This window comes from Streptomyces sp. NPDC086023 (assembly GCF_044540325.1).
Classification (GTDB): domain Bacteria; phylum Actinomycetota; class Actinomycetes; order Streptomycetales; family Streptomycetaceae; genus Streptomyces.
In genome coordinates this window covers 298056-322593 of record NZ_JBITRX010000005.1, presented here as the reverse complement: position 1 = coordinate 322593, position 24538 = coordinate 298056, and the positions used below count along the sequence as shown (strand labels likewise).

The 24538-nt window shown below is 71.9% G+C and carries 23 protein-coding genes and 1 riboswitch; of the genes, 8 read left to right on the top strand and 15 right to left on the bottom strand.

Features of this window, described 5'->3' with window-relative positions; genetic code table 11:
• Window positions 1-1029: an SIS domain-containing protein gene (locus ACIF6F_RS13050; RefSeq protein ID WP_399945576.1), complete on the bottom strand. Its 1029-nt coding sequence runs from the start codon at window positions 1027-1029 to the stop codon at window positions 1-3.
• A gap of 197 nt (window positions 1030-1226) precedes the next feature.
• Between ACIF6F_RS13050 and nagB the strand changes: the two genes are divergently transcribed.
• Window positions 1227-2012 carry a glucosamine-6-phosphate deaminase gene (nagB, locus tag ACIF6F_RS13045; protein ID WP_399945573.1) on the top strand — a complete coding sequence of 262 codons (786 nt, stop codon included), beginning with the start codon at window positions 1227-1229 and terminating at the stop codon, window positions 2010-2012.
• Between the two features lie 213 nt (window positions 2013-2225).
• On the opposite strand, the gene ACIF6F_RS13040 is transcribed toward nagB, so the two are convergent.
• The 4 genes from ACIF6F_RS13040 to ACIF6F_RS13025 all read right to left on the bottom strand — a co-directional run bounded on the left by ACIF6F_RS13040 (window position 2226) and on the right by ACIF6F_RS13025 (window position 6963).
• Window positions 2226-3734: a glycoside hydrolase family 3 protein gene (locus ACIF6F_RS13040; protein ID WP_399945279.1), complete on the bottom strand. Its 1509-nt coding sequence runs from the start codon at window positions 3732-3734 to the stop codon at window positions 2226-2228.
• Window positions 3735-3742: 8 nt separating this feature from the next.
• Complete coding sequence (locus ACIF6F_RS13035) at window positions 3743-4606, bottom strand: carbohydrate ABC transporter permease (RefSeq protein ID WP_399945276.1); 864 nt, start codon at window positions 4604-4606, stop codon at window positions 3743-3745.
• Entirely contained in the window at window positions 4603-5598 is a 996-nt protein-coding gene (locus tag ACIF6F_RS13030) for a carbohydrate ABC transporter permease (RefSeq protein WP_399945274.1), read from the bottom strand. The genes ACIF6F_RS13035 and ACIF6F_RS13030 overlap by 4 nt, the downstream gene beginning before the upstream one ends.
• Window positions 5599-5676: 78 nt before the next feature.
• Entirely contained in the window at window positions 5677-6963 is a 1287-nt protein-coding gene (locus tag ACIF6F_RS13025) for an extracellular solute-binding protein (RefSeq protein ID WP_399945271.1), read from the bottom strand.
• Between the two features lie 288 nt (window positions 6964-7251).
• Here ACIF6F_RS13025 and ACIF6F_RS13020 point away from each other — a divergent pair, with 288 nt between their 5' ends.
• The 4 genes from ACIF6F_RS13020 to ACIF6F_RS13005 all read left to right on the top strand — a co-directional run bounded on the left by ACIF6F_RS13020 (window position 7252) and on the right by ACIF6F_RS13005 (window position 11248).
• Entirely contained in the window at window positions 7252-8025 is a 774-nt protein-coding gene (locus tag ACIF6F_RS13020) for a GntR family transcriptional regulator (RefSeq protein ID WP_399945268.1), read from the top strand.
• Between the two features lie 300 nt (window positions 8026-8325).
• Window positions 8326-10482, top strand: a complete 2157-nt coding sequence (locus ACIF6F_RS13015; protein ID WP_399945569.1) for a carbon starvation CstA family protein — start codon at window positions 8326-8328, stop codon at window positions 10480-10482.
• Entirely contained in the window at window positions 10479-10673 is a 195-nt protein-coding gene (locus ACIF6F_RS13010; RefSeq protein ID WP_399945264.1) for a YbdD/YjiX family protein, read from the top strand. Before ACIF6F_RS13015 ends, ACIF6F_RS13010 begins: the two co-directional genes overlap by 4 nt.
• Window positions 10674-10750: 77 nt before the next feature.
• Entirely contained in the window at window positions 10751-11248 is a 498-nt protein-coding gene (locus tag ACIF6F_RS13005; protein WP_399945261.1) for a GNAT family N-acetyltransferase, read from the top strand.
• A gap of 9 nt (window positions 11249-11257) precedes the next feature.
• On the opposite strand, the gene ACIF6F_RS13000 is transcribed toward ACIF6F_RS13005, so the two are convergent.
• Window positions 11258-11842 carry a Uma2 family endonuclease gene (locus ACIF6F_RS13000; RefSeq protein WP_399945258.1) on the bottom strand — a complete coding sequence of 195 codons (585 nt, stop codon included), beginning with the start codon at window positions 11840-11842 and terminating at the stop codon, window positions 11258-11260.
• A gap of 147 nt (window positions 11843-11989) precedes the next feature.
• A riboswitch (cobalamin riboswitch) is annotated at window positions 11990-12066 on the top strand.
• 164 nt (window positions 12067-12230) lie between these two features.
• Here ACIF6F_RS13000 and ACIF6F_RS12995 point away from each other — a divergent pair.
• Complete coding sequence (locus tag ACIF6F_RS12995) at window positions 12231-14621, top strand: ribonucleoside-diphosphate reductase subunit alpha (protein ID WP_399945255.1); 2391 nt, start codon at window positions 12231-12233, stop codon at window positions 14619-14621.
• Between the two features lie 56 nt (window positions 14622-14677).
• Window positions 14678-15634: a ribonucleotide-diphosphate reductase subunit beta gene (locus ACIF6F_RS12990; RefSeq protein ID WP_399945567.1), complete on the top strand. Its 957-nt coding sequence runs from the start codon at window positions 14678-14680 to the stop codon at window positions 15632-15634.
• Here ACIF6F_RS12990 and ACIF6F_RS12985 read toward each other — a convergent pair.
• Complete coding sequence (locus ACIF6F_RS12985; protein WP_399945252.1) at window positions 15586-15780, bottom strand: hypothetical protein; 195 nt, start codon at window positions 15778-15780, stop codon at window positions 15586-15588. The genes ACIF6F_RS12990 and ACIF6F_RS12985 overlap by 49 nt on opposite strands.
• 81 nt (window positions 15781-15861) lie before the next feature.
• Here ACIF6F_RS12985 and ACIF6F_RS12980 point away from each other — a divergent pair, with 81 nt between their 5' ends.
• Entirely contained in the window at window positions 15862-16848 is a 987-nt protein-coding gene (locus tag ACIF6F_RS12980; RefSeq protein ID WP_399945250.1) for a helix-turn-helix domain-containing protein, read from the top strand.
• Between the two features lie 16 nt (window positions 16849-16864).
• Here the strand turns inward: ACIF6F_RS12980 and def are convergent, their stop codons facing one another.
• The 8 genes from def to ACIF6F_RS12940 form a co-directional block, all read right to left on the bottom strand.
• Entirely contained in the window at window positions 16865-17503 is a 639-nt protein-coding gene (gene def, locus ACIF6F_RS12975) for a peptide deformylase (RefSeq protein WP_399945247.1), read from the bottom strand.
• Window positions 17504-17613: 110 nt separating this feature from the next.
• Window positions 17614-18609 carry a tetratricopeptide repeat protein gene (locus tag ACIF6F_RS12970; RefSeq protein WP_399945244.1) on the bottom strand — a complete coding sequence of 332 codons (996 nt, stop codon included), beginning with the start codon at window positions 18607-18609 and terminating at the stop codon, window positions 17614-17616.
• A gap of 118 nt (window positions 18610-18727) precedes the next feature.
• Window positions 18728-20032 (bottom strand): HD-GYP domain-containing protein, encoded by a 1305-nt coding sequence (locus ACIF6F_RS12965; protein WP_399945242.1) that lies wholly within the window; start codon window positions 20030-20032, stop codon window positions 18728-18730.
• Between the two features lie 11 nt (window positions 20033-20043).
• Window positions 20044-21462, bottom strand: coding sequence for an HD-GYP domain-containing protein (locus ACIF6F_RS12960; protein WP_399945239.1), 1419 nt, complete (start codon window positions 21460-21462; stop codon window positions 20044-20046).
• A 210-nt stretch (window positions 21463-21672) separates the two neighbouring features.
• Complete coding sequence (gene rsrA, locus ACIF6F_RS12955; RefSeq protein ID WP_399945236.1) at window positions 21673-21990, bottom strand: mycothiol system anti-sigma-R factor; 318 nt, start codon at window positions 21988-21990, stop codon at window positions 21673-21675.
• On the bottom strand, window positions 21987-22631 hold the full coding sequence (locus ACIF6F_RS12950; protein WP_399945234.1) for a sigma-70 family RNA polymerase sigma factor: 645 nt from the start codon (window positions 22629-22631) through the stop codon (window positions 21987-21989). Before ACIF6F_RS12950 ends, rsrA begins: the two co-directional genes overlap by 4 nt.
• 400 nt (window positions 22632-23031) lie before the next feature.
• Window positions 23032-23691, bottom strand: coding sequence for an alpha/beta family hydrolase (locus ACIF6F_RS12945; protein WP_399945232.1), 660 nt, complete (start codon window positions 23689-23691; stop codon window positions 23032-23034).
• Window positions 23692-23707: 16 nt separating this feature from the next.
• Window positions 23708-24523: an SOS response-associated peptidase gene (locus ACIF6F_RS12940; RefSeq protein WP_399945230.1), complete on the bottom strand. Its 816-nt coding sequence runs from the start codon at window positions 24521-24523 to the stop codon at window positions 23708-23710.
• Window positions 24524-24538 lie beyond the last annotated feature (15 nt).

Here is a 24538-nt window from a genome sequence, read left to right as displayed (position 1 = left end):
TCAGTGCGTCTCGGTGACCTTCGCCAGGGCGCGCGGGGCGTCCGGGTCCTGGCCCCGGGCGAGGGTCACCTCGTACGCCAGGAGCTGCAGCGGCAGGATCTCCAGGACCGGCTGGAGCTCCTCGGGCAGCCCGTCCACGGGCAGCACGAACCCGGCCGCGGCGGCCTCGACCTGGGGCCGGGGGCCCACCACGACGAGGTCGGCGCCCCTCCCCCGCAGCCGGTCGAGGACGGGCCGGAGGGCCTCGCCGCCCCGGCCCTCGGTGACCACGGCGATCACCGGGGAGACGTTGTCGACCATCGCCAGCGGGCCGTGCAGCAGGTCGGCGCCCGAGTAGGCGAGGGCGGGGATGTAGCTGGTCTCCATGAGCTTGAGCGCGGCCTCGCGGGCGGTGGGGTAGCCGAACCCCCGCGAGGTGATCACCATCCGCTCGGCGAACCGGTACCGGGCGGCGAGCGTCCTGACCTCCTCGCGCCGGGCCAGGATCCGCTCCGCCAGCTCCGGCACGGGTGCGGCGGTCCGCGCGGCCCCGTCGCCGCCCCGCAGCCCCTCGGCGAGGAGGTACAGGGCCAGCAGCGAGGCGGTGTACGTCTTGGTGGCCGGCAGGGCCCGCTCCGGGCCGGCGAGCACGTCGACGTGGTGCTCGGAGACCGCCGCCAGGGCGGAGTCGGGGTTGTTGGTGACGGCCAGCGTGACGGCCCCGGCGGCACGGGCGGCCTGGGTGGAGGCCACCAGGTCCGGGGAGCCGCCCGACTGGCTCACGGTGATCACCAGCACGTCCTGGAGCCGGGGGGTGGCCCCGTAGGCCGTCGTGGTGGACATGGAGCTGAGGCCGCAGGGCAAGCCCAGCCGCACCTCCAGCAGGTACTTGGCGTAGAGGGCCGCGTGGTCGGAGCTGCCGCGGGCGGCGAGCAGCACGAAGCGCGGGCGCTTCTGGGAGATGGCCTCGGCGGTGGCGCGGATCGCCTCCGCGCCCTCGTTCAACAGGCGGCGCAGTACGGCGGGCTGCTCGTCCATCTCGGCGGACATCAGCCGCCCGGGACGCTCCACGGCGCTCACCCGTCCAGTCTGTCGCGGCCACGGCCCGGCGGCACCCCCGGCGGGCGCGCGGGAGCGCCCGATCCGGCCCACGATGGAAGCTGCGCAGACCCGGGTGCGGAGGGCCAAGCTCTGCTAGATTGGTCTATACCACCAAGACTTCCTTCTCCCAGATCGGCAGGCCCAGCGTGGAAGTTGTCATCGTCCCGGACGCGAAGGCGGGCGGAGAGCTCATCGCGGAGGCCATGGCCTCCCTGGTACGCCGCAAGCCCGACGCCCTGCTCGGCGTGGCGACCGGCTCGACCCCGCTGCCCGTCTACGAGGCCCTCGCCGCCAAGGTCCGCGGCGGCGAGGTCGACGTCACCCGTGCCCGCATCTGCCAGCTCGACGAGTACGTCGGCCTGCCGGCCGGGCACCCGGAGTCCTACCGCTCCGTGGTCCTGCGCGAGGTCGTCGAGCCCCTGGGCCTGTCCGAGGCCTCCTTCATGGGCCCCGACGGCACCGCAGAGGACATCGTGGGCGCCTGCGAGGCGTACGACGCGGCGCTGGCCGAGGCCGGCGGCGTCGACCTCCAGCTGCTCGGCATCGGCACCGACGGGCACATCGGCTTCAACGAGCCCTGCTCCTCGCTCGCGTCGCGCACCCGCATCAAGACGCTCACCGAGCAGACCCGCGTGGACAACGCGCGCTTCTTCGACGACGACATCGACCAGGTGCCCCACCACGTCATCACCCAGGGCATAGGCACCATCCTCGACGCCCGCCACCTGGTGCTGCTGGCCACCGGCGAGGGCAAGGCCGAGGCCGTGGCCCAGACGGTCGAGGGCCCGGTCTCCTCGCTCGTCCCGGCCTCCGCCCTCCAGCTGCACCGGCACGCCACCGTCGTGGTCGACGAGGCGGCCGCCTCGAAGCTGAAGCTGGCGGACTACTTCCGGCACACCTTCGCCAACAAGCCCGCCTGGCAAGGCCTGTAGGCGCGAGGGCCCCACGGCCCCGCTCCGCTACGACGGAAGGGCCCGGCTCCTGGGGGAGCCGGGCCCTTCCGCGTGTCCGGGATGCGCCGCTGCCTGGGGGCGGTCCCGGTGCCTGGGGTCCGTACGAGCCGGGGGCCGTACGGTGCCTGGATACGGCGGGGACGGGGCGCCCCTCCTCGGGCGCCCGGCCCCCGCCGGGGTTCCGGGGCGGGGTCAGAGCCCCGCGATCACCTCGGCCGCGGCCGTGCCGCAGACGCGGGCGGCGCCGTGCGTGGCGATGTGCACCGCCCCACGGGGCTCGGCGCGCGGCAGGCCCATCTCGACCACGACCGTCCCGGGCCGGGCGGCGAGCACGGCGTCGAGGGCGGCGGTCATCCACGGGTGCCGGTGGGCGTCGCGCACGACGAGCACGACCGTGCGGTCGCCCGAGGCGGCCAGGATCGCGCCGGCCACGTCCGGGCCCTCGGCGTAGGTACCCGCGGTGGTGTCCGGCAGCAGGGCGGCCAGCGGTCCGGCGAGCCCCCAGGGGGTCTCGTCGCCGACCGCGATGTTCGCGACCGGGCTGAGCGTGGCGACGTACGGCGCCTTCACCGTCACCTCGGCGGTGCGGGTGACCCGTACCGCGCGGCGGGCCGCGACGAGGCCGATGTCCGCCGTGCCGGGCGCGTTCCCCTCCTTGCCGGACGCGCCCGGCCCGTCGGCGACCCGGGCCTGCCGGGTCCAGTCGGCGAGGGCGCGCACCCGTGCAGCGGCGTCGGCGAGCCGCTCCTCGGGCAGGCTGCCCTCGCGCACGGCCGCGACCAGCGCGTCGCGCAGTCGCAGCACGGTCTCCTCGTCGGCGAGCCCGCCGCCGACGCAGATCGCATCGGCGCCGGCGGCGATGGCGAGGACGGAGCCCCGCTCGATGCCGTACGTGCCGGCGATGGCGTTCATCTCCATGCCGTCGGTGACGATCAGGCCCTGGTAGCCCAGTTCCTCGCGGAGCAGGCCGGTGAGGATCTGCGGGCTGAGGGTCGCCGGACGGGTGGGGTCGAGCGCGGGCAGCAGGATGTGCGCGCTCATGACGGCCTTGGTGCCGGCGGCCATCGCGGCCTTGAAGGGCACGAGTTCGCGGGCGTAGAGGGTGTCCAGGTCCGCGTCGATGCGCGGGAGGGCGTGGTGGGAGTCCACGCTGGTGTCGCCGTGGCCCGGGAAGTGCTTGGTGCACGCGGCGACGCCGGCGGCCTGGAGGCCCTCGACGTAGGCGGCGGTGTGCCGGGCGGCGAGGTGGGTGTCGGCGCCGAAGGACCGTACGCCGATGACCGGGTTGTCCGGGTTGGAGTTGACGTCGGCCGACGGGGCCCAGTTGAGGTTGACCCCGCAGGCCGCGAGGCGGCGGCCGAGCTCGCGGGCCACCTCGTGGGTCAGGCCGGTGTCGTCGACCGCGCCGAGGGCGAGGTTGCCGGGGAAGGAGGAACCGTCGCGCACCTCCAGGCGCGTGACGTCGCCCCCCTCCTCGTCGATGGCGACGAGTACGTCGTCCCGCTCGGCCCGCAGCTGCGCGGTGAGCGCGGCCAGCTGGCCGGGCGAGGTGATGTTGCGGCCGAACAGGCCGACCGCGGTGAGCCCTTCGCCGACCCGGCGGAGCAGCCAGTCGGGGGCGGTGGTGCCCAGGAAGCCGGGCTGGAGCACGGCCAGGGCGTCGCGGGTCAGAGTGTCCGTCTGGTGGGCGGTGATCGTCATCGGGAGGGTCATCCCTTCACTGCGCCCGCGGTGAGGCCCGCGGCCATCTTGCGCTGGACGATGAGGAACAGCACGACGATCGGCACGGCCATCATGGTGGAGCCGGCCATCATCGGGGCGAACTCGGTGCCGTTCTTCGTGGTGAAGTTGCCGAGCCAGACGGTGGCCGTCTGGTTCTGCTGGCTCATCAGCATCAGGGCGTACAGGTACTCGTTCCACGCCTGGATGAAGCCGTAGACGGAGGTGGCGACCATGCCGGGGGCGAGCAGCGGGAAGACCACGCGGAGGAAGGCGCCGGTCGGCGTGCAGCCGTCGACCATCGCGGCCTCCTCCAGCTCCTTGGGGATGTTGACGATGAAGCCGCGGAGGGTCCACACCGTGAACGGCAGGATGAAGGTCAGGTACGTGATGATCAGGCCGGTGAGCTTGTCGTACTGACCGAGGTCGTTCAGCAGCAGGAAGACCGGGATGATCATCGCTACGAGCGGGACCATCTGGACGGCGAGGATGCCGACGATCACGATCTTCCGGCCGCGGAAGGCGAACCGGGAGATGGCGAGTGCGGCCAGCATGCCGACCAGGATGCCGATGACGACCACGACGGACGAGACCAGCATGGAGCGCCCGACCGGGCCCCAGAAGTCGGCGATGTCGAGCGCGCGCCGGAAGTTGTCCAGGGTCCAGGTGCGGGGGAAGAAGTGGGGCTCCGGGTCGATGGCGTCCTTGGCGGGCTTGAACGCCGTGTTGAGCATCCAGTAGACCGGGAAGCCGGCGGTGACGAAGACCAGGAGGCCGAGGAGGTTCCAGCCGAGCTTGGACTTCCTGAAGCCCTTGCGGCGGGCGAGGCGCGGGGTCGCGGCGGTCGAGGTCACTCCACCTCTCCGATCTTGAGCATCTGGCGCATGTAGACGGCGACGACGCCCAGCAGGAGCAGGACGGTCACGAGGGCGATCGCGGAGCCGCCGGAGTAGTCGTTGACGACGAAGGCCTTCTGGTACGAGTACGTCGTCAGCAGCTGGAACTCGGCCTCGGGGTTGCCGTTGCGCATGACGAAGACCTGCGGGAAGACACCCATGTCCCAGATCACCGAGAGGGTCGTCAGCATGACGATGATCGGCTTGAGGATCGGGAGGGTGACGTGGCGGAACACGCCCCACGCGCCGGCGCCGTCGAGGCGCGCGGCCTCCTCCAGCTCCTTGGGCACCTGGGTGAGGCCCGCGCTGAGGGTGATGACCACGAACGGGACCGCGCCCCAGACCACCAGGAGCATGATCACCGCGAGGCCCTGGGGGCCGCTGGCGAACCAGTTGTGGCCGATCATCTCGACGCCCGGCAGCTTGCTCAGCAGGTAGTTGAGCACGCCGTAGTCGGCGTCGAAGAGCCACTTGAAGACGGCGGTGGCCACGATGATGGGCATGCCCCAGCTCGCCACGAGGGCGATGCTGATGAGGGCCTTGACCCAGCCGGAGACCCGCTGGAGCAGCAGGGCGATCAGCATGCCGAGGACCATGGTCAGGACGACCGCGCCGCCGGCGAAGAGGACGGTGCGCAGGACCACGGCCCAGAACTCGCCGTCGCCGAGGATGGCGGTGAAGTTCTGGAAGCCGACCCACTCGGCGTCCTTGAAGCCCCACAACTCGGATTTGCCGAAGCTCTGGAAGGAGAGGGAGACCAGGCGCAGCAGCGGGTATCCCATGACCAGCACGATGACCAGCAGGCAGGGGGCCAGCAGCAGCCAGGGGGTCACGGAGCCCCCGCGGCGGTCCCCTCTGCGCGGCGTGCCCGTACTCCCGGTCGCGGCTTTGGACGAAGGCGTTTCCTTCGCCGGTGGCAGATCGGCGGTGGTGGTCTGTGCGGCACTCATCGCGCGCTCCTCAGCGGTCCCTCTCTTGGTACGGGCAGCAGGGCCCCGCCTTCAGCGGCGGGGCCCTGCCCGGTCAGGTCACTTGGTGTTGATGACCTTGTCGATCGCGGCGTCGGCGGCCTTGGCCGCGTCCTCGACCGACTTCTTGCCGGTGCCGATCTCCTGGAGCATGGTCTGCAGGACCTTGGCCTTCTCGACCTGGCCCCAGCCCGGAGCGGTGGGGACGAACCAGGAGGACTCGGCCGCGGTGGCGGCGACCTGGGTCTTCGGGTCGGCCTTCAGCGGGCCGAGGTCCGTCTTGTTGTTCGGCAGGTTGCCCTTGGCGATGAGGCCGGCCTGGCCCTTGGCGCCGGTGAAGGCGTTGATCCACTCGGCCGCGATGTCCTGCGCGTCGGACTTGGACGGGATCGCCAGGTCCGAGCCGCCGAGGAAGACGGGGAGGTTCTTGCCGTTCGGGCCGGGCATCACGAAGTTCTCGAGCTTGTCGGCGAGCTTGCCGACCTTGTCGTTCTCCGGGGTGGCCGCGGTGCCGCCCTCCCACGCCGCGGCGAAGATCGCGGCGGAGTTGCCCTGGCCGAAGACGACCGGGCGGTCGGCCTCGTCCTTGGTCTTGTCGGCGTGCATGTACTTGTCGAGGATCTCCTTGTACTGCTTGAGACCCTTGAGCGACTCGGGGGAGGACAGGGAGGACTTCCACTGGCCGCCCTCGTTCTTGGCGATGGCGCCGCCCGCGTCGTAGACGAAGGACATGGCCGCGTACCAGTCCGGCGAGGGCTGGTACCAGGCGCTGAACTTCGCGCCCTTCTTCTTCTGGATGGCGTCGAGCGCGGCGGTCAGCTCGGCCCAGGTCTTCGGGGCGGCCTTGACGCCCGCCTCGGCGGCGACGTCCTTGCGCCAGGTGCCGACGCGGCCACCGGCGTAGTAGGGGACGCCGTAGGTCTTGCCGTCGTACGTGACGGACTCCTTCAGGGCGTCGAGCCACTGCGCGGAGTTGTCGAACTTGGACGGGTCGACCTCGGCGAAGGCGCCGGTCGACATGTAGCCGATCATCTCGGAGTTGCCCATCTCGACAACGTCCGGGGCCTTGTCCGTGGCGAGCACGGCGTCGAGCTTGGCGTTCTTGTCCGGCCAGCCGTAGTACTCGTGCTTGACCTTCAGGCCCGGGTGCTTCGCGATGATCGCGTCGTCGGCGGCCTTGACCAGGTCCGGCCAGTTGTTCTGCGCGTCGACGGTCAGCCAGACGGTCAGCTCCTTGGCACCGGAGGCCTTGTCGCCGCCCTCCTTCTTGCCGTCGGTGCCACCGCACGCCGCCAGACCGATGACCATGCCCGCGACACCAACCGCCGCGATGAGCTTGCGCTTCACGCCACCCTCCTCAGGGATGCCTGCACTCCCCCTGCCCGCCGTACGTGAAATACGCCAAGTACTGCCGTGGGGCCGGGATCTGATCCATATTGGTTTAGACCAGTAGCCTGGAGCTTGGCCTAGACCTTTGGGGGTGTCAAGGGTCTAATAAACGAGGTGCCAGTCCGTTACCGGACCGACACCTCAGGGAGGGGCGACGTCCGTGCTCCGGCCCGTGTCACGATGTGACCGCAAGAGACGGAGGAGCCGGTGACGGCTGTGAAACTGGAGTCGGGAAGGACGGCGGCGATGGCCACCGAAGGGGCGCTTACCGAGCCCGAGGGCGGGGCGGCCACACGTACCGCCCGCGTGCCCAAGTACTACCGACTCAAGCGGCATTTGCTCGATATGACCGAAACGCTCCCTCCGGGCACCCCGGTGCCCCCGGAGCGCACCCTCGCGGCCGAATTCGACACCTCCCGGACCACCGTCCGGCAGGCGCTCCAGGAGCTGGTGGTCGAGGGCCGTCTGGAGCGGATCCAGGGCAAGGGCACCTTCGTCGCCAAGCCCAAGGTCTCCCAGGCGCTCCAACTGACCTCCTACACCGAGGACATGCGTGCCCAGGGCCTGGAGCCGACGTCCCAGCTGCTCGACATCGGCTACGTGACCGCGGACGACACCCTCGCCGGGCTGCTCAAGATCACCCCCGGCGGCCGCGTCCTGCGCATCGAGCGCCTGCGTCTGGCCAGCGGCGAGCCCATGGCCATCGAGACCACGCACCTCTCGGCCAAGCGCTTCCCGGCCCTGCGCCGCTCGCTCGTCAAGTACACGTCGCTCTACACCGCCCTCGCGGAGGTGTACGACGTCCACCTGGCGGAGGCCGAGGAGACGATCGAGACCTCCCTGGCCACCCCGCGCGAGGCCGGCCTGCTCGGCACCGACGTCGGCCTGCCCATGCTGATGCTGTCCCGGCACTCCCTCGACGCCGACGGCGAGCCGGTGGAGTGGGTGCGGTCGGTCTACCGCGGCGACCGGTACAAGTTCGTCGCGCGGCTCAAGCGGCCGGCGCCCCCGTCGGCCTGACGCATCCGGCGACCTGACGCGTCCGGCGACCTGACGCATCCGCCGGGCAGGCGCCCGGGCGGCCCGCCGCCTCCGGCGGCCTGACCTGCCCGGACACCGGGGACCCCGTACCGGATTGCGGACGGGGTCTTACGCCCGGCGGTCCGCTCCCCGTAGATTCCCTGCGATTGCGCAGATGATCACGAGGGGACGAGGGTCATGCCGGAACCGGAATCAACAGGTACACAAGGGAACACGGCGGGCTCGGCCGGTACGGCGGGCTCGCCTTCTCCGTCTCCGCGGCCGGGTCCGTCCGGCCGCCTGACGCCGAAGTCCGTCGCAGTCTGGGCACTGGTGGCGCTGGTCGGCGCGGCGGGCTGGACCGTGCTCGCGCTCTCCCGCGGCGAGGAGGTCTCGGCCGCGTGGATGCTTGCCGCGGCCCTGGGCTCGTACGCCATCGGGTACCGCTTCTACTCCCGCTTCATCGCCCACCGCGTACTCCGCGTCGACAAGACGCGGGCCACCCCCGCCGAACGCCTTGACAACGGTGTCGACTACCACCCGACGGACCGGCGGGTGCTCTTCGGGCACCACTTCGCCGCCGTCGCGGGCGCCGGCCCGCTGGTCGGCCCGGTGCTGGCGGCCCAGATGGGCTACCTGCCCGGCACCATCTGGATCGTCGTCGGCGTGATCTTCGCCGGCGCCGTGCAGGACATGGTGACCCTGTTCTTCTCCACCCGCCGCGACGGCCGCTCGCTCGGCCAGATGGCGCGCGAGGAGATCGGCCCGGTGGGCGGCGCCGCCGCCCTGATCGCGGTATTCGCCATCATGATCATCCTGCTGGCAGTGCTGGCGCTGGTCATCGTCAACGCGCTCTCGCACTCCCCGTGGGGCGTCTTCTCCATCGGCATGACCATCCCGATCGCCCTCTTCATGGGCGTCTACCTGCGCGTGCTGCGGCCGGGCCGGGTCACCGAGGTCTCCCTCATCGGCGTCGCCCTGCTGCTGCTCGCGCTCGTCGCCGGCGGCTGGGTCGCGGAGTCCTCCTGGGCCGCGTTCTTCACCCTGAAGCCGACCACGCTGGTGCTCTGGATGGTCGGCTACGGCTTCCTGGCCTCGGTGCTGCCGGTCTGGCTGCTGCTCGCCCCGCGCGACTACCTGTCCACCTTCATGAAGGTCGGCACCATCGCGCTGCTGGCGCTGGGCGTGGTCATCGCGATGCCGACGCTGAAGATGGACGCGGTCACGTCGTTCGCGTCGCGCGGCGACGGGCCGGTCTTCGCCGGGTCGATGTTCCCGTTCGTCTTCATCACCATCGCGTGCGGCGCCCTCTCCGGCTTCCACTCCCTGGTCTCCTCGGGCACCACCCCGAAGATGGTCCAGAAGGAGACCCAGGTCCGGATGATCGGCTACGGCGCGATGCTGACCGAGTCCTTCGTGGCCGTGATGGCCATGATCGCGGCCTGCATCATCGAGCCCGGCCTCTTCTTCGCGGTCAACTCCCCCGCGGGCGTGGTCGGCACCACCGTGCAGTCCGCCTCGGAGGCCATCGCGGGCCTGGGCTTCACCATCTCCCCGGAGGCCCTGGCGCAGGCCGCCAAGGACGTGGAGGAGGCCACCCTGCTCTCGCGCACGGGTGGCGCGCCGACCTTCGCCCTGGGCATGTCCGAGATCTTCTCGGCCGTGGTCGGCGGCGCCGGGATGAAGGCCTTCTGGTACCACTTCGCGATCATGTTCGAGGCGCTGTTCATCCTCACCACCCTGGACGCGGGCACCCGCGTGGGCCGGTTCATGCTCCAGGACACCCTCGGCAACGTCTACAAGCCGTTCCGCCAGGTCAGCTGGAAGCCCGGCGTCTGGATCGCGAGCGCGCTCGTCTGCGGCGCCTGGGGCTACTTCCTGTGGGTCGGCGTGAACGACCCGCTGGGCGGCATCAACCAGCTCTTCCCGCTCTTCGGCATCGCCAACCAGCTGCTGGCCGCCGTCGCCCTGGCCGTCTGCACCACGCTGCTGGTGAAGTCCGGCCGCCTGAAGTGGGCCTGGGTGACGGGCGTCCCGCTGGCCTGGGACGCGGCCGTGACGCTCACCGCGAGCTACCAGAAGGTCTTCTCAGAGGACCCGCGGGTCGGCTTCTTCGCCCAGCGCGACAAGTACCTGGCCGGCATCGACGCGGACAAGGTGCTGCCGCCCGCCAAGTCCATGGACGACATGCACACGGTGGTCACCAACTCCACGGTCGACGGCGTGCTGTGCGCGCTGTTCGCGATCCTGATCCTGGTGGTGCTGTTCGACGCCCTGTGGGTGTGCCTGAAGGCCGTCCGCAAGCCGGAGTCGGTGGTGCTGCACGAGACGCCGTACGTCGAGTCGAAGATCATCGCCCCGGCCGGTCTGATCGCCACGGCCGAGGAGAAGGCCGAGCTCGCCGCCGCGGGCCTCGACTCGGGCGGCGGCCGCGTGAAGGAGCCGGTCTCCTCATGACCGCGGCAGGCCTGCTGGGCCGGATCCGGTTCTACGTCCGCGAGTTCACCGGCGAGGCGGCGTACGAGCGCCACGTCGCCCACGCCCGCGGCCACGACCCGGACGCCCCCGTGCCGACCCGCCGGGAGTTCGAGCGGGCCCGCACGGACGCCCGCGAGGGCGACCCGCGCGAGGGCTTCCGCTGCTGCTGAGCACGACCGTACGGAGGGCCGTCCCCGCACCACGCGGTGGCGGCCCTGCGCCGTACGGCTGCTGCACACTGGACGCCATGGACATCGTGATCAGGGAAGCCCGGCCGGACGAGTACGCGGAACTGGGCGAGATCACCGCCCAGGCCTACCTGAAGGACGGCCTGCTCGACCAGAACGAGACGGACGACTACGCGAACACCCTGCGGGACGTGGCCGGCCGGGCCTCCCACGGCGAGATCCTGGTCGCCGTCGCGGACGACCGCCTGCTGGGCGGCGTCGCCTACGCGCCCCCGGGCAGCGAGCTGTGCGACATCGCCGGCGCGGGCGAGGCGGAGTTCCGGATGCTGGCGGTGGCCCGCGAGGGCCGCGGCCGGGGTGCCGGCGAGGCCCTCGTACGCGCCTGCATCGACCGCGCCCGCGCCACCGAGGGCGTCACGCGGCTGGTGATGTCCACCCAGCCGGCGATGCGGGGCGCCCAGCGCCTCTACGAACGCCTGGGCTTCACCCGCACCCCGGAGCGCGACTGGTCGCCGGTCCCGCAGCTCAGGCTGCTGACGTACACGCTGGAGCTGTGACGCAGGGGGTCAGCGCACCCAGTCCTTGAGCGCCTCGGTCTGGAGGGTGATGCCGACGGGGTCGGGCAGCTTGATCTCCTTGCCGAAGGGAACCGTGCGAACGGTCTCATAGCCCGCACCGTCCGGGTCGCTGTGGACCACGACCTGGCACTTGAGACGGTCGATGAGCAGGTAGACGGGGATACCGGTCTCCGCGTAGGCGCGCGGCTTCTCAATGCGGTCGCGCCGCTCGGTGTCGGAGTCCCACGAGGTCACCTCGACGGCCATCAGGATCGGACTCGGATCCACCCAGTCACCCTGCCCGACGAACGCGTCCTCGTGGGCCAGGACCCCGTCCGGAATGGCCCGGCCCTCACGGTACTGTTCCGCCTTGATTCCCTGCCCCGGGTGCAGCCAGAACTCCGGGTGATGCTGCATGCAGATGCGCGTCAGCCAGAGGATGATCCGTCCGTGGTCCCCGTCTGGCATGGCCTTGCTCCTCAGCACCCCACCGATGAATTCCAGTCGCAGCCCCTCAGCCTCACGGGCTGCTATACGCGCCAGGTGCTCGAAGTCTTCGGTCGACATGTGGGGACGGTCAGTCATGACGGTCATGCCTCGCTCGCCTTCCATCGATGGTGCTGTCTCCGACGATAGCGGAGAGGCACGACACAAGGACTCCCCGTCGCGGCCGACACAACATGTAGGGGGTCACTCAGACCGGCGCCCCCACATGTATGCTCATCCTCGCTGTCGCCGCAGGGGAATCCGGTGCGAATCCGGAACTGTCCCGCAACGGTGTGAAGTACACGCATATGCGCCTTCCCAGTCCGAAGACCTGCCGACAGCGCGCCCGGGTCGACCGAACCGGGCGCCGACCACGTCCGGGCCTCGCGGTTGGGCCGGTGGACGCCATGCGGAGCACGCGCACCTGCCACGCCCGCATGCGCCCCCGCACGCCCCGCCCCGAAGGCCGGAGCCGAGCGAGGGAGAGCCCCCCATCGTGACCATCGCGCCTGCCGCACCGCGCGCCGAGTCCGACCCGTCCGAGGCCGAAGGCCCCGGCACCGCGCTGCTGCGAACCCTCACCGACCTCACCGCCGACCTCCCCGACACGGACCCCGGCCGGGTCGCCGCCGCCGCGCTCCGCGGCCGGAGCGCCGACGCGGACGAGGCCGAACTGCGGGGGCTCGCCACCGAGGCCGCCGCGGGGCTCATCTCCGAGGACCCGGCCTACTCCCGGCTCGCCGCCCGGCTCCTGACCCTCGCCATCGCCGACGAGGCCACCGGCCAGGGCGCGACCTCCTTCTCCGCCTCCGTCGCCGTGGGCCACCGCGAGGGCCTGATCGCCGACCGCACCGCCGAGTTCGTCAGCCTCCACGCGGCCCGCCTCGACTCCCTCGTCGAGGCCGCCACCGCCGAGGGCGCCGACGACCGCTTCGGCTTCTTCGGCCTGCGCACCCTGCACAGCCGCTACCTGCTGCGCCACCCGATCACCCGCCAGGTCGTCGAGACCCCCCAGCACTTCATGCTGCGCGTGGCGTGCGGCCTCGCCGCGGACGACAGCATCGAGGCGGTCGAGGAAGTCGCCTCGCTGTACCGCCTGATGAGCCGCCTGGACTACCTCCCGTCCTCGCCGACGCTCTTCAACTCCGGCACCCGCCACCCGCAGATGTCCTCCTGCTACCTGCTGGACTCCCCGCTGGACGAGCTGGACTCGATCTACGGCCGCTACCACCAGGTGGCGCGCCTGTCGAAGCACGCGGGCGGCATCGGCCTCTCGTACTCCCGCATCCGCGCCCGCGGTTCGCTGATCCGCGGCACCAACGGCCACTCCAACGGCATCGTGCCGTTCCTGAAGACCCTCGACGCCTCCGTCGCCGCGGTGAACCAGGGCGGCCGCCGCAAGGGCGCCGCCGCGGTCTACCTGGAGACCTGGCACGCGGACATCGAGGAGTTCCTGGAGCTCCGCGACAACACCGGCGAGGACGCCCGCCGCACCCACAACCTCAACCTGGCCCACTGGATCCCGGACGAGTTCATGCGCCGCGTGAACGCCGACGCCGAGTGGTCGCTGTTCTCCCCGGCCGACGTGCCCGAGCTGGTCGACCTGTACGGCGACGAGTTCGACGCCGCCTACCGCAAGGCCGAGGCCGCGGGCCTGGCCCGCAAGACCATGCCCGCCCGCGACCTGTACGGCCGGATGATGCGCACCCTCGCGCAGACCGGCAACGGCTGGATGACCTTCAAGGACGCCTCCAACCGCACCGCGAACCAGACCGCGCTGCCCGGCCGCGTCGTGCACTCCTCGAACCTCTGCACCGAGATCATCGAGGTCACCAACGACGACGAGACCGCGGTCTGCAACCTGGGCTCGGTCAACCTCGGCGCCTTCGTCCACCCGGAGATCCAGGACATCGACTGGGCCCGCCTGGACGAGACCGTCCGCACCGCCGTGACCTTCCTCGACCGGGTCGTGGACATCAACTTCTACCCGACCGAGCAGGCCGGCCGCTCCAACTCCAAGTGGCGCCCGGTCGGCCTGGGCGCGATGGGCCTCCAGGACGTCTTCTTCAAGCTGCGGCTGCCGTTCGACTCCCCCGAGGCCAAGGCGCTCTCCACGAAGATCGCCGAGCGGATCATGCTCGCCGCGTACGAGGCCTCCTGCGACCTCGCCGAGCGCAGCGGCCCGCTGCCGGCCTGGGCCGAGACCCGCACCGCCCAGGGCGTGCTGCACCCCGACCACTACGGCGTCGAACTGCACTGGCCCGAGCGCTGGGACGCGCTGCGCGCCCGCGTCGCGAAGACCGGCATGCGCAACTCGCTGCTCCTGGCCATCGCCCCGACCGCGACGATCGCGTCCATCGCCGGCGTCTACGAGTGCATCGAGCCCCAGGTCTCCAACCTCTTCAAGCGCGAGACCCTCAGCGGCGAGTTCCTCCAGGTCAACGCCTACCTGGTGGAGGAGCTGAAGAAGCTCGGCGTGTGGGACGCGCAGACCCGCGAGGCGCTGCGCGACGCCTCCGGCTCGGTGCAGGGCTTCAACTGGATCCCGGCCGAGGTGCGCGAGCTGTACCGCACCGCCTGGGAGATCCCGCAGCGCGGACTCATCGACATGGCGGCGGCCCGTACGCCGTTCCTCGACCAGAGCCAGTCGCTGAACCTGTTCCTGGAGACGCCCACCATCGGCAAGCTCAGCTCGATGTACGCGTACGCCTGGAAGCAGGGCCTGAAGACCACGTACTACCTGCGCTCGCGCCCGGCGACGAAGATCGCCCGCGCGGCCTCCGGCACGGCCGTCCCCGCCGCCGCCACTCCCCTCCCGCAGGCCGTCGACGCCGACGCGCTGGCCTGCTCCCTTGAGAACCCCGAGTCCTGCGAGGCCTGCCAGTGAGCACCACCCGATCCCAGAACCTTCTCGACCCGGGCTTCGAGCTCACCCTCCGCCCGATGCGCTACCCGGACTTCTACGAGCGCTACCGGGACGCGATCAAGAACACCTGGACGGTGGAGGAGGTCGACCTCCACTCCGACGTGGCCGACCTCGCCAAGCTCAGCCCGGCCGAGCAGCACATGATCGGCCGCCTGGTCGCGTTCTTCGCGACCGGCGACTCGATCGTGGCGAACAACCTGGTCCTGACGCTGTACAAGCACATCAACTCCCCGGAGGCGCGCCTGTACCTGTCGCGCCAGCTCTTCGAGGAGGCCGTGCACGTCCAGTTCTACCTGACGCTGCTGGACACCTACCTGCCCGACCCGGAGGACCGCGCGGCGGCCTTCGCGGCGGTCGAGAACATCCCCTCGATCCGCGAGAAGGCTCAGTTCTGCTTCAAGTGGATGGACTCGGTCGAGAAGATCGACCAGCTGGAGACGGCCGCCGACCGCCGCCGCTTCCTGCTGAACCTGATCTGCTTCGCGGCCTGCATCGAGGGCCTGTTCTTCTACGGCGCCTTCGCGTACGTGTACTGGTTCCGCTCGCGCGGCCTCCTGCACGGCCTGGCCACGGGCACGAACTGGGTCTTCCGCGACGAGACCATGCACATGAACTTCGCGTTCGAGGTCGTGGACACGGTCCGCAAGGAGGAGCCTGAGCTCTTCGACGACGCGCTCCGGCAGCAGGTCACCGACATGCTCAAGGAGGCCGTCGAGGCCGAGCTGCAGTTCGGCCGTGACCTGTGCGGCGACGGCCTGCCGGGCATGAACACCGAGTCCATGCGCGAGTACCTCCAGTGCGTGGCCGACCAGCGCCTGGTCCGCCTGGGCTTCGCCCCGGTCTACGGCTCCGAGAACCCCTTCTCCTTCATGGAGCTCCAGGGCGTCCAGGAGCTGACCAACTTCTTCGAGCGCCGCCCGTCGGCCTACCAGGTCGCCGTGGAGGGCACCGTCGACCTGGACGAGGACTTCTGAGTCCGAGCCGGAACCGTCTCCGCCCCGGACCGGCCGGCGGCTGCACCGCGCAGCTGCCGGTCGGTCCGGCGTTCGCGGTGGAGACCGTACAGGGCGGGGGCCGACAGGAGGGTGAGGACGGCGAGGTAGTCCAGGAACGTGTTCATGTGCCCACTCTCCGGCGCCGGCGAAGATCCGGACAGTGGCAGGACTGTCGTAGGACATCGAATTACTGCCACACTGGGCGCATGCTGAAGGCCGCTGCTCCCGAACTCAAGAACGTCGCCGTCGCCCTGGTCGACGGAGTCGCCCCCTTCGAACTCGGCATCTTCTGCGAGGTCTTCGGGATCGACCGCGGCGAGATGGGGCTGCCCGTCTACGACTTCGCGGTCTGCGGGGTCGAGGATCCCCAGGTGGTGGGCGGCGACCAGTTGTTCACGATCGCCACCCGGTACGGGACCGAGCGGCTCGCCGAGGCCGACCTGATCTGCCTGCCCGCCGACCGGCAGGCTCCCGCACGGGACTACCCCGAGCCCCTGCTGGCCGCGCTGCGCGCCGCCGTGGACCGGGGGGCGCGCGTACTCAGCGTGTGCAGCGGGGCGTTCGTGCTGGGGGCGGCCGGGCTGCTCGACGGGCGCCGGTGCACCACGCACTGGATGCACGCCGCCGCGCTCCGGGAGAAGTACCCGCTGGCCCGGGTGGACCCCGACGTGCTGTACGTCGACGAAGGCCCGGTCGTCACGGCGGCCGGCACGGCCTCGGGCATCGACGCCTGCCTGCACCTGGTCCGGCAGGCGCACGGGGCGGAGGTCGCCAACACCATCGCGCGGCGCATGGTCGTACCGCCGCACCGGGACGGCGGCCAGGCCCAGTACATCCAGCGGCCGCTGCCCCGCACCGCCTGCGACGTGGTCGGGGACACCCTCGACTGGATGGTCCGGCACCTCGACGAGGAGATCACCGTCGAGCAGCTCGCCGAACGCGCGCACATGTCCCCGCGCACCTTCGCCCGGCGCTTCCTCCAGGAGACCGGGACCACGCCGTACCAGTGGGTCCTGCGCCAGCGGGTGCTGCTGGCGCAGGAGTTGCTGGAGTCGACGGACGACACGGTCGACGCGATCGCCGGCCGCTGCGGCTTCGGCAGCGCGGCGGCGCTGCGCCACCACTTCCTGCGGGCGCTGGGCACCACGCCCAACGCCTTCCGCAGGACCTTCCGCGGCCCGCGGGCCGCCTGAGACCGCGAAGCGGCGACTACGCGTTCGGGACCGTCTCGTAGCGCGGCGTGCCCTCTTCCATCTGGCGCAGGGCGTCCTTGCGGTCGCGCTTCGAGAGCCGGTCGATGTAGAGGTAGCCGTACAGGTGGTCCGTCTCGTGCTGGAGGCAGCGGGCGAAGTAGCCGGTGCCGCGGACCTTGATCGGGTTGCCCTGGGCGTCCTGGCCGGTCACCTCGGCGTAGTCCGGGCGGGCCAGCGAGGCGTACGCGGTGGGGACGGACAGGCAGCCCTCGTTCGAGTCGTCCAGGACCCGCTGCGAGGCCGGCAGCTCGACCAGCTTCGGGTTGATCACGACACCGGTGTGCCGCACGCCCTCGTCGTCCGGGCAGTCGTACACGAAGACCTTCAGGTCCACGCCGATCTGGTTGGCGGCCAGGCCCACGCCCTCGGCGGCCTTCTGGCTGGCGAACATGTCGTCGATCAGCGAGGCGAGCTTGTCGTCGAACTCGGTGACGTCCTTGCACTCGCGGTGCAGGACGGGGTTCCCGACCACGGTGATCGGGCGGGCGGTGCCGCGCTCGCGGTGGGCGAGCTCGCGCGCCTCGCAGTCCTCGGTGTCCACGACGTATCCGTCGTTGACCTCGTCGACCTGCTGCTCCGTCTCCTGCTGGGCCATGTCCGCGCTACGCCTTCCCTCAAGTCACCGTCTGTACCCGTACAGCCTACGGGCAGGCGCCCGCCCAAGGGCACCTGCCGGGGGCCCCTCCGGAGCGGGGTCCTGCGAGGTCAGCAGACCTCTTCGAGGTCCCGCCACTCCCGGGTGTCGGGGCTGTCGGCCACCCAGCCGTCCAGGAGACCGCGCACCAGCCCCGCGGGGGCGGCGATGCCGCACTCGCGCTCCGGTACCCACAGGGAGCCGGATCCGGCCGTACGGTGCCCCAGGGGGCCGGGATGGCCCGGTTCGCTGTGGTCGTGCGGGTCCACGTGCTCGCCGTCGCCCTCGCCGCTGGGCATGGCGCTCTCCGAGCAGGTCCGGCAGAGCAGCCGCACGGACGAGGACCAGTCCTCCGCGGCGAAGCCGGCGTCCGAGGCCAGCTGCTCCAGGGCGTCGCGGTCCGCCTCGGTGGCCGCCTCCAGCAGCACCACCCAGGTGGGCACCGGCGAGGGCGCCCAGAGCTCGATCTCGTCGAAGACCGGGTACGAGGGCCCGGCGGCCGTCACGCGCTCGCCGTGCGGGACGCCGTCGTGCAGGACCACCTCGCCCCAACGGCGCCCGGAGGACGGCAGCGGGATCGAGAGGACCTCCATCCGGGCCGGATCGAGCCTCCGGCCCCACACGACCTCCGCCTCGCCCTCGGGCGACAGGCGCACCGCCGCGCTGCCCAGCTCCATGCCCACGGGCTCGCCCGTGGACGCCCCGCCGCGGGGGTCGCCGGGCACCTTCAGGCCGTACGCCTGCCAGGCGCGCCGGGCCAGCGGCCAGTCCTGGAGCGCGGTGGCCGCGATCCCCACGTTCCACCAGTCGGGGGCACCGGCCTCGCGGTCGAGCAGGGCCACGGCCCGCAGTCCGGCGGCCCGGGCCTGTTCCCAGTCGTGCCGGAACTTGTGCAGCAGGGCCAGGTTGAACCAGGACTCGGAGAGCCAGGGCTCCAGGTCCGCGGCACGCGTCAGCAGCGCCCCGGCGTCGTCGTACCGGCCGTCGCCGATCAGCGTGAACGCGCGGTCGGTCGCCTGCCGCCACGAGGCGGAGGGCCGATGCCGTACCTTCCCGAAGATCCTCACAATTCCCGCCTATGGGGGCACCCCCAGTGCTACCTGGGGGACCTACGGTGCAGCCTTGCGGACTCTCTCACTTCGCATCCAACCATGCCCACTCGGACGGCCGCTCATTACCCATGGGTTACCCGTGCGGGAAGGCGCTGACTCCGGCCCTCCCCGACGGGCCCCCGCCGCGCTGCAGCACCCGCGCCAGGCACTCGACGACTTCCGGCTGGTAGTCGTGCGCGGTGCCCAGCCTGAGGTGCTCCAGGGCGGCCAGCGAACCGCCCGGGTGGCGGCCCGGGCCCACGAGGTCGTCGTACGCGTTGACCGCCCGGACGATCCTGGCCGCGACCGGCTGCTCGCGGTACGGCTCGGCCTGCCGCTCCACGACGACGGCCACCTCCGCGGGCACCCCGGTCTGGCGGGCGACCTCGCCGCCGAGCCGGGCGATCCGCTCCCGCTCGACGGCGGGCAGCACGGCGGTGGCTCCGCTCGGGACCGGGTCGACCAGGGAGAGCTGGCCGATGTCGTGCATCAGCGCCGCGTACTCCAGCACCGTCAGCTCGCGCTCCGACAGACCCAGTTCGCGGCCGACCGCGCAGCTCAGGGCGGCGACCCGGCGGGAGTGGCCCGGCCGCGTGTAGCCGGCGATCTCGGTGGCCCGGGCCAGGGAGGTGATGGTCTGGCGGTACGTCGTGCGGATCGCGGAGATCCGCCGGAAGGACAGCTGGGTGAGCAACAGCGGCACGCTGAACACGGGCAACGCCCACAGGCCCGCCACCGCCACGCCGAGGGCCATCACCACTCCGCTGGCGCAGATCGCCGAGCCGATGCCGAGCAGGGCGCGCAGCTCGTCGCGGAGCAGGGGCCCGTACGGCCAGCCCGTGCGCGCCCCGGCCAGCGCGGCGGCCAGCACCGCGTCGCACAGGGCGGTCAGCCCGAGCAGCAGGACGAGGTACACCGCGAGCAGCGGGCCCTGGCCGAGCAGGTCCCCCAGCCGGCCGGAGTTGTAGAGGGGCTGGAAGCAGACGGCGGCGAAGGTGACGGTCAGCACCCGGCGGGCCACGTGGTCCAGGGCGGGGCCGCGCCCGAGGGCCACGTGCGGGACCACCCCGACCAGCGCGGCGGCCACGACCACGGCCACGATCTGGAGCACCCCGTGGTGGGTGGGCTGCCCGGCGTTCTGGCCGAGCAGGGCGTACGCGAGGGCCCCCGCGGAGCCGAGCGGCGCGGGCTGGCGGCCGCCGGCCGGGGCGTGCCCGGCGCCGTCGGCGGAGTCGCGGCGGGCCAGCTCGCCGATGGTGATCAGGACGCCGAAGGCGAGGGCGGTGCCCGGTTCCACGACGCCGTGCCAGGCCGTCCACCCGAGTCCGGCCACGGTCAGCGCCCCGGCCGCGCCCCGCACCAGGGCGACGGTGGCACCGCAGGACCGGACGGTACGCACGCCCGCGGCCCTCACCGGCCCCCTCCCCCGGGGCCCCCGGTGCCGTGCCCGGCCCCCCGGCCCGCGGGCGGCACCGCGGGCCCGCCGGGGCGGGGCACCGGCACGTTGCCGCGCGGGGCGGCCACGGCCACGGTGTCCTCGTCGGAGGTGACCGAGGGGTGCCAGCCCTCCCGCTCGACGGCCCGCAGCAGCGCGCCGACCATCGCGGGGTCGAACTGGGCTCCCGCGCACCGCAGCAGTTCCGCGAGCGCGGTCTCCACCGGCCGGGCCCTGCTGTAGGAGCGGGTGGAGGTCATCGCGTCGAAAGCATCCGCCACCGCCACCACGCGCGCCAGCTCGGGGATCTGTTCCCCGGTCAGCCCGTAGGGGTAGCCGGAGCCGTCGACCCGCTCGTGGTGGTGCAGGATCGCGGCGCGGGCCTCGCCGAGGAAGCCGATGCCGCGCACCATCTCGTGGCCGTACTCGGGGTGGAGTTCGATGACGCGGCGCTCCTCCGGGGTGAGGGGGCCGTCCTTGCGCAGCAGCCGGGTGGGGACGCCGAGCTTGCCGACGTCGTGCAGGATGCCGGCGAAGCGCACGACCTCCAGCCGGTCCTCCGGCATGCCCAGCTCGCGGGCGATCATCGCGGAGGCCTGGCCGACCCGCTCGCTGTGTCCCCGGGTGTAGCGGTCCTTGATGTCGACGGCCTGGACGAGGGCGCGGATGGTGGCCTGGTGGGCGGCGCGCTCACGGTGGTACTGGGCGAAGACCCAGCAGGAGATGTACATCGGGAGCAGCACGAGCAGCGCCGCGGGCGCCCCGTAGGGGCTGTGCCAGAGGACGGCCATCATCAGCCCGGCGAGGCCGTGTACGCAGAACGGGGCGAGGGAGCGCAGCAGCAGCCCGCGCCAGGCGGTGCGGACCGGCCGGCGCTCGGCAAGGGCCAGGACGCCGCCGTCCAGGGCGGTGAGCACGAGGCAGAAGGCGGCCGCGGCGGCCGCGGCCGGCAGAAGCAGGTACGGGAAGTCGGGGACGCGCGCCGGACCTTCGCCGCCGAGGGCCGCGGGCCCGCGCAGGAGTCCGTACGCCTGTCCGGCGGCCCAGGCGGCCACGGCCTGCTGGGCGGCGTGCCAGACCCTGCGGACCTTCGCGGGCCGCTGCTCGACCTTGCCGGCGAAGGCGCCCGGCGCGGCGACGAGGGCCGCGGCGGCGGGCGGCAGGAGGAAGACGGCGGCCAGGACGACGGGGAAGAAGGCGCCCATGCCCTGCGGCACCCGGCTCCCGAGGAACGGGCAGACCCGGACCAGCTCCACGGCGAGGTAGAGCGCGGCGAGCAATCCCACGGTCACCCAGGGGGTGCCGGCATCGGACAGCGCGGGAGCGGCACAGCAGAATGCGCCGAGAACGGCGCACAGGATATAGACACGCGCCCTCGGCGGAAGTGCCCGCATGGCGCTCTCCTCCCCGTGTGCCTGGGCAAGCCCGGTACCGAATGGAAACGGCAGTACCGAATGGGGAGAATATGGGGCCCGACCACCTGTCGGGCCGCATTTTCACATTGCGCCGTCCGGGTGCCCCCTGATTAGCACCTTCGGGTGAACGACGTTGCGTTCCGGGGGCGTCCGCCGGGGGGAACACCCGGGTGGAAACCGAGCGGGCGTTCAGGTCGTGGCGGGTCCCGCCGCGGCGGGACCCGCGGTGATGTCCTGGTCGGGAACGACCTGGCCGGAGCGGATCAGCTCGATCCGGCCCATCACCTTGGACCGCAGGTCACTGGGGACGTCGTCCGACCCGCAGCAGCGCTTCACCAGCTTCTTCACGGCCTGTTCGAGGCCGTACTTCTCCAGGCAGGGCGAGCATTCGCCGAAGTGCGTTTCGAACTTCGTGCAGTCGCTGTCCGGCATCTCGTGGTCAAGGAACTCGTAGAGGTGGTCCAGGACCTCAGAGCAGTCCGTCTCGTGCGGCTCTCCGCAGCTCATGAGCCCGAGCCTTTCCGATCGTTCGACTCTCCCGCGCCGGCCGGGACCAGCCCGCGGTCACGGGCGTAGTCCTCGAGCATTCCGCGGAGTTGGCGGCGGCCACGGTGCAGTCGCGACATGACCGTACCGATGGGTGTACCCATGATGTCCGCGATCTCCTTGTACGCAAAGCCCTCTACGTCGGCGAGATAGACGGCGATGCGGAACTCCTCCGGAATGGCCTGGAGGGCTTCCTTCACGTCCGAATCGGGCAGGTGGTCGAGCGCCTGCGATTCGGCGGAACGCAGACCGGTCGACATGTGCGACTCGGCGCGCGCCAGCTGCCAGTCCTCGATCTCCTCCGCCGCACTGCGCTGCGGCTCGCGCTGCTTCTTGCGGTAGGAGTTGATGAAGGTGTTCGTCAGGATGCGGTACAGCCACGCCTTGAGGTTGGTGCCCTCGCGGAACTGGTGGAAGGACGCGTACGCCTTCGCGTACGTCTCCTGTACGAGGTCTTCCGCGTCGGCGGGGTTGCGCGTCATGCGCAGCGCGGCCGAGTACATCTGGTCGAGGTAACCGAGGGCGTCCCGCTCGAAGCGCGCATTGCGCTCGGCGGCCGTCTCCTCCACGTGGCCGTCGTCGGTGCCAGTGACAGGACCCACCTCCTCCAACGCCGTGGCGGGGCCGAATGCGGACCCGCTCGAATCGGAGAATAGTCGACCCTCCCGGCCGTCCGCCGCCCGGACAGGGGCCTTCTTGGGCGCCGGGAGTACCGTGCGAGCCCAGCCATCGCTGGAGGATGCCCCCAGGTCAGCGGCCTGCGGGCGGTCCGGGCAGATGGTCGAACCCATGCGGTCCCTCTCCTCTGGCGAGCTTCGTGTACGTACCGACGTCTGGGACAACAGAGGGGTCCTTCGGCACATTCCCCCGGGCCCCCGGGTTTGTCAGGTGTCGGTCACCACACGCCGGCCGGGAATGGACCGGGGCCTTCCGGAACACCTCCGCCCCGCCCGCACCGCGGCGGGCCGCCACCGCGGTGCGTACGGGCGGTCCGCGTCCGGCTCAGGGCACCAGCCGCTCCAGCCAGTCCCCGACCGCCCCGGCGATCAGTTCCAGGGCCGCCTCCTGGCCCGGCTCCGCCTTCTTCGGCACGGCGAATCCGTGGTCGCCGAAGGGCACCTCGACCAGCTCGTACGTGCCCTCCGGGAACTCCTCCGGCCGTCCGAAGGGGTCCCGGGCACCCTGGACCACCAGGGTGGGCAGGCCCGCGCCGGTGAGCTCGTCGGCCCGGGACTTCTCCGGCCTGCCCGGCGGGTGCAGCGGGAAGCCCAGCGCCAGTACGGCGTGCGCGCCCAGCTCGGCCCCGGTGCGGCAGGCCACCCGGGCGCCGGCGCTGCGGCCGCCGGCGACGACGGGCGGGCCGGGCTCCGCGAGCGCGGGCCAGAGCGCCCGCCAGCCTTCGTCGAGGACCTTCGGCGCTGCGGCCACCTTCTTGCCGGCCACGCGCCAGGGCTGTTCGACCAGCGCCACGGTGATCCCGCGGGCGGGCAGGGCCGCCGCCAGGGCCTGGAGGTCGCGGGCCTCGATGCCGCCGCCGGCGCCGTGGCCGAGGGCCAGGACGAGTCGGGCGGAGCGGGCCGGGTGCCAGGTGATCCTGGCCTCGCCCGCGGGGGTGTCCACGGTCTCGGTGCGGGGTGCGGTGCGGGGTGCGGAGGGCGTCACGGGGCCATCCTGCCCGTCACCAGAGGGTGCCCAGCTTAGGCGCGTCGAGCTCGTGGAGCAGTTCGGGGCCGTTGTTGCGGACGTTGCTCACGGCCGTGGCGACCGGGTAGGCCCGCATCAGGCCCGCGGCGGGCGGGGCCAGCAGGCCGCGCAGCCGGTCCAGGTCGGTCTGCCGGGGGTCGAGCCAGGCGTCCCAGCGGTCCGGGGTGAGCATCAGGGGCATCCGCGGGTGTATCTCGGCCAGGGACGCGGGGCCGTCGGCCGGGGCGACCCCCAGCGGGGCGGTCTCCGCCTCGGTGGTGATCACCGAGCAGGTGACCCACCAGGCCGCCGGGTGGTCGTCGGGCAGGGTCCGGTCGCGCCAGAACTCGTATATCCCGGCCATCGCGAAGACCGACCCGTCGGCCGGCAGCACGAAGTACGGCTGCTTGCGCGGGCGCTTGCGCTTCCCCTCGACCTCCAGCTGCCGCTCGTCCGTGCCGGTGACCCACTCGTAGTAGCCGTCGGCCGGGACGATGCAGCGGCGCTGGGCGAAGGGGCGCCGGAAGGAGGGCTTCTCGTGCAGGGACTCGGCCCGTGCGTTGATCATCCGGGCGGCGCCGTCCGGGTTCTTCGCCCAGGAGGGGACCAGTCCCCACTTGAGCGCGCGGAGCTGGCGAACCGGGCGCGGGTCCTGCGCGTCCTTCAGAGGGCGGTCGAGGACGACGTACACCTGCTTGGTGGGCGCCACGTTGTAGTCGGGCTCCAGGGCCTCGGTGGGCTCCCACTTCTCGATCCCGAAGACCTCTGCCAGGTCCTCCGGCCCGCGACTGGCTGCATAGCGTCCGCACATGCCTGTCACACTGCC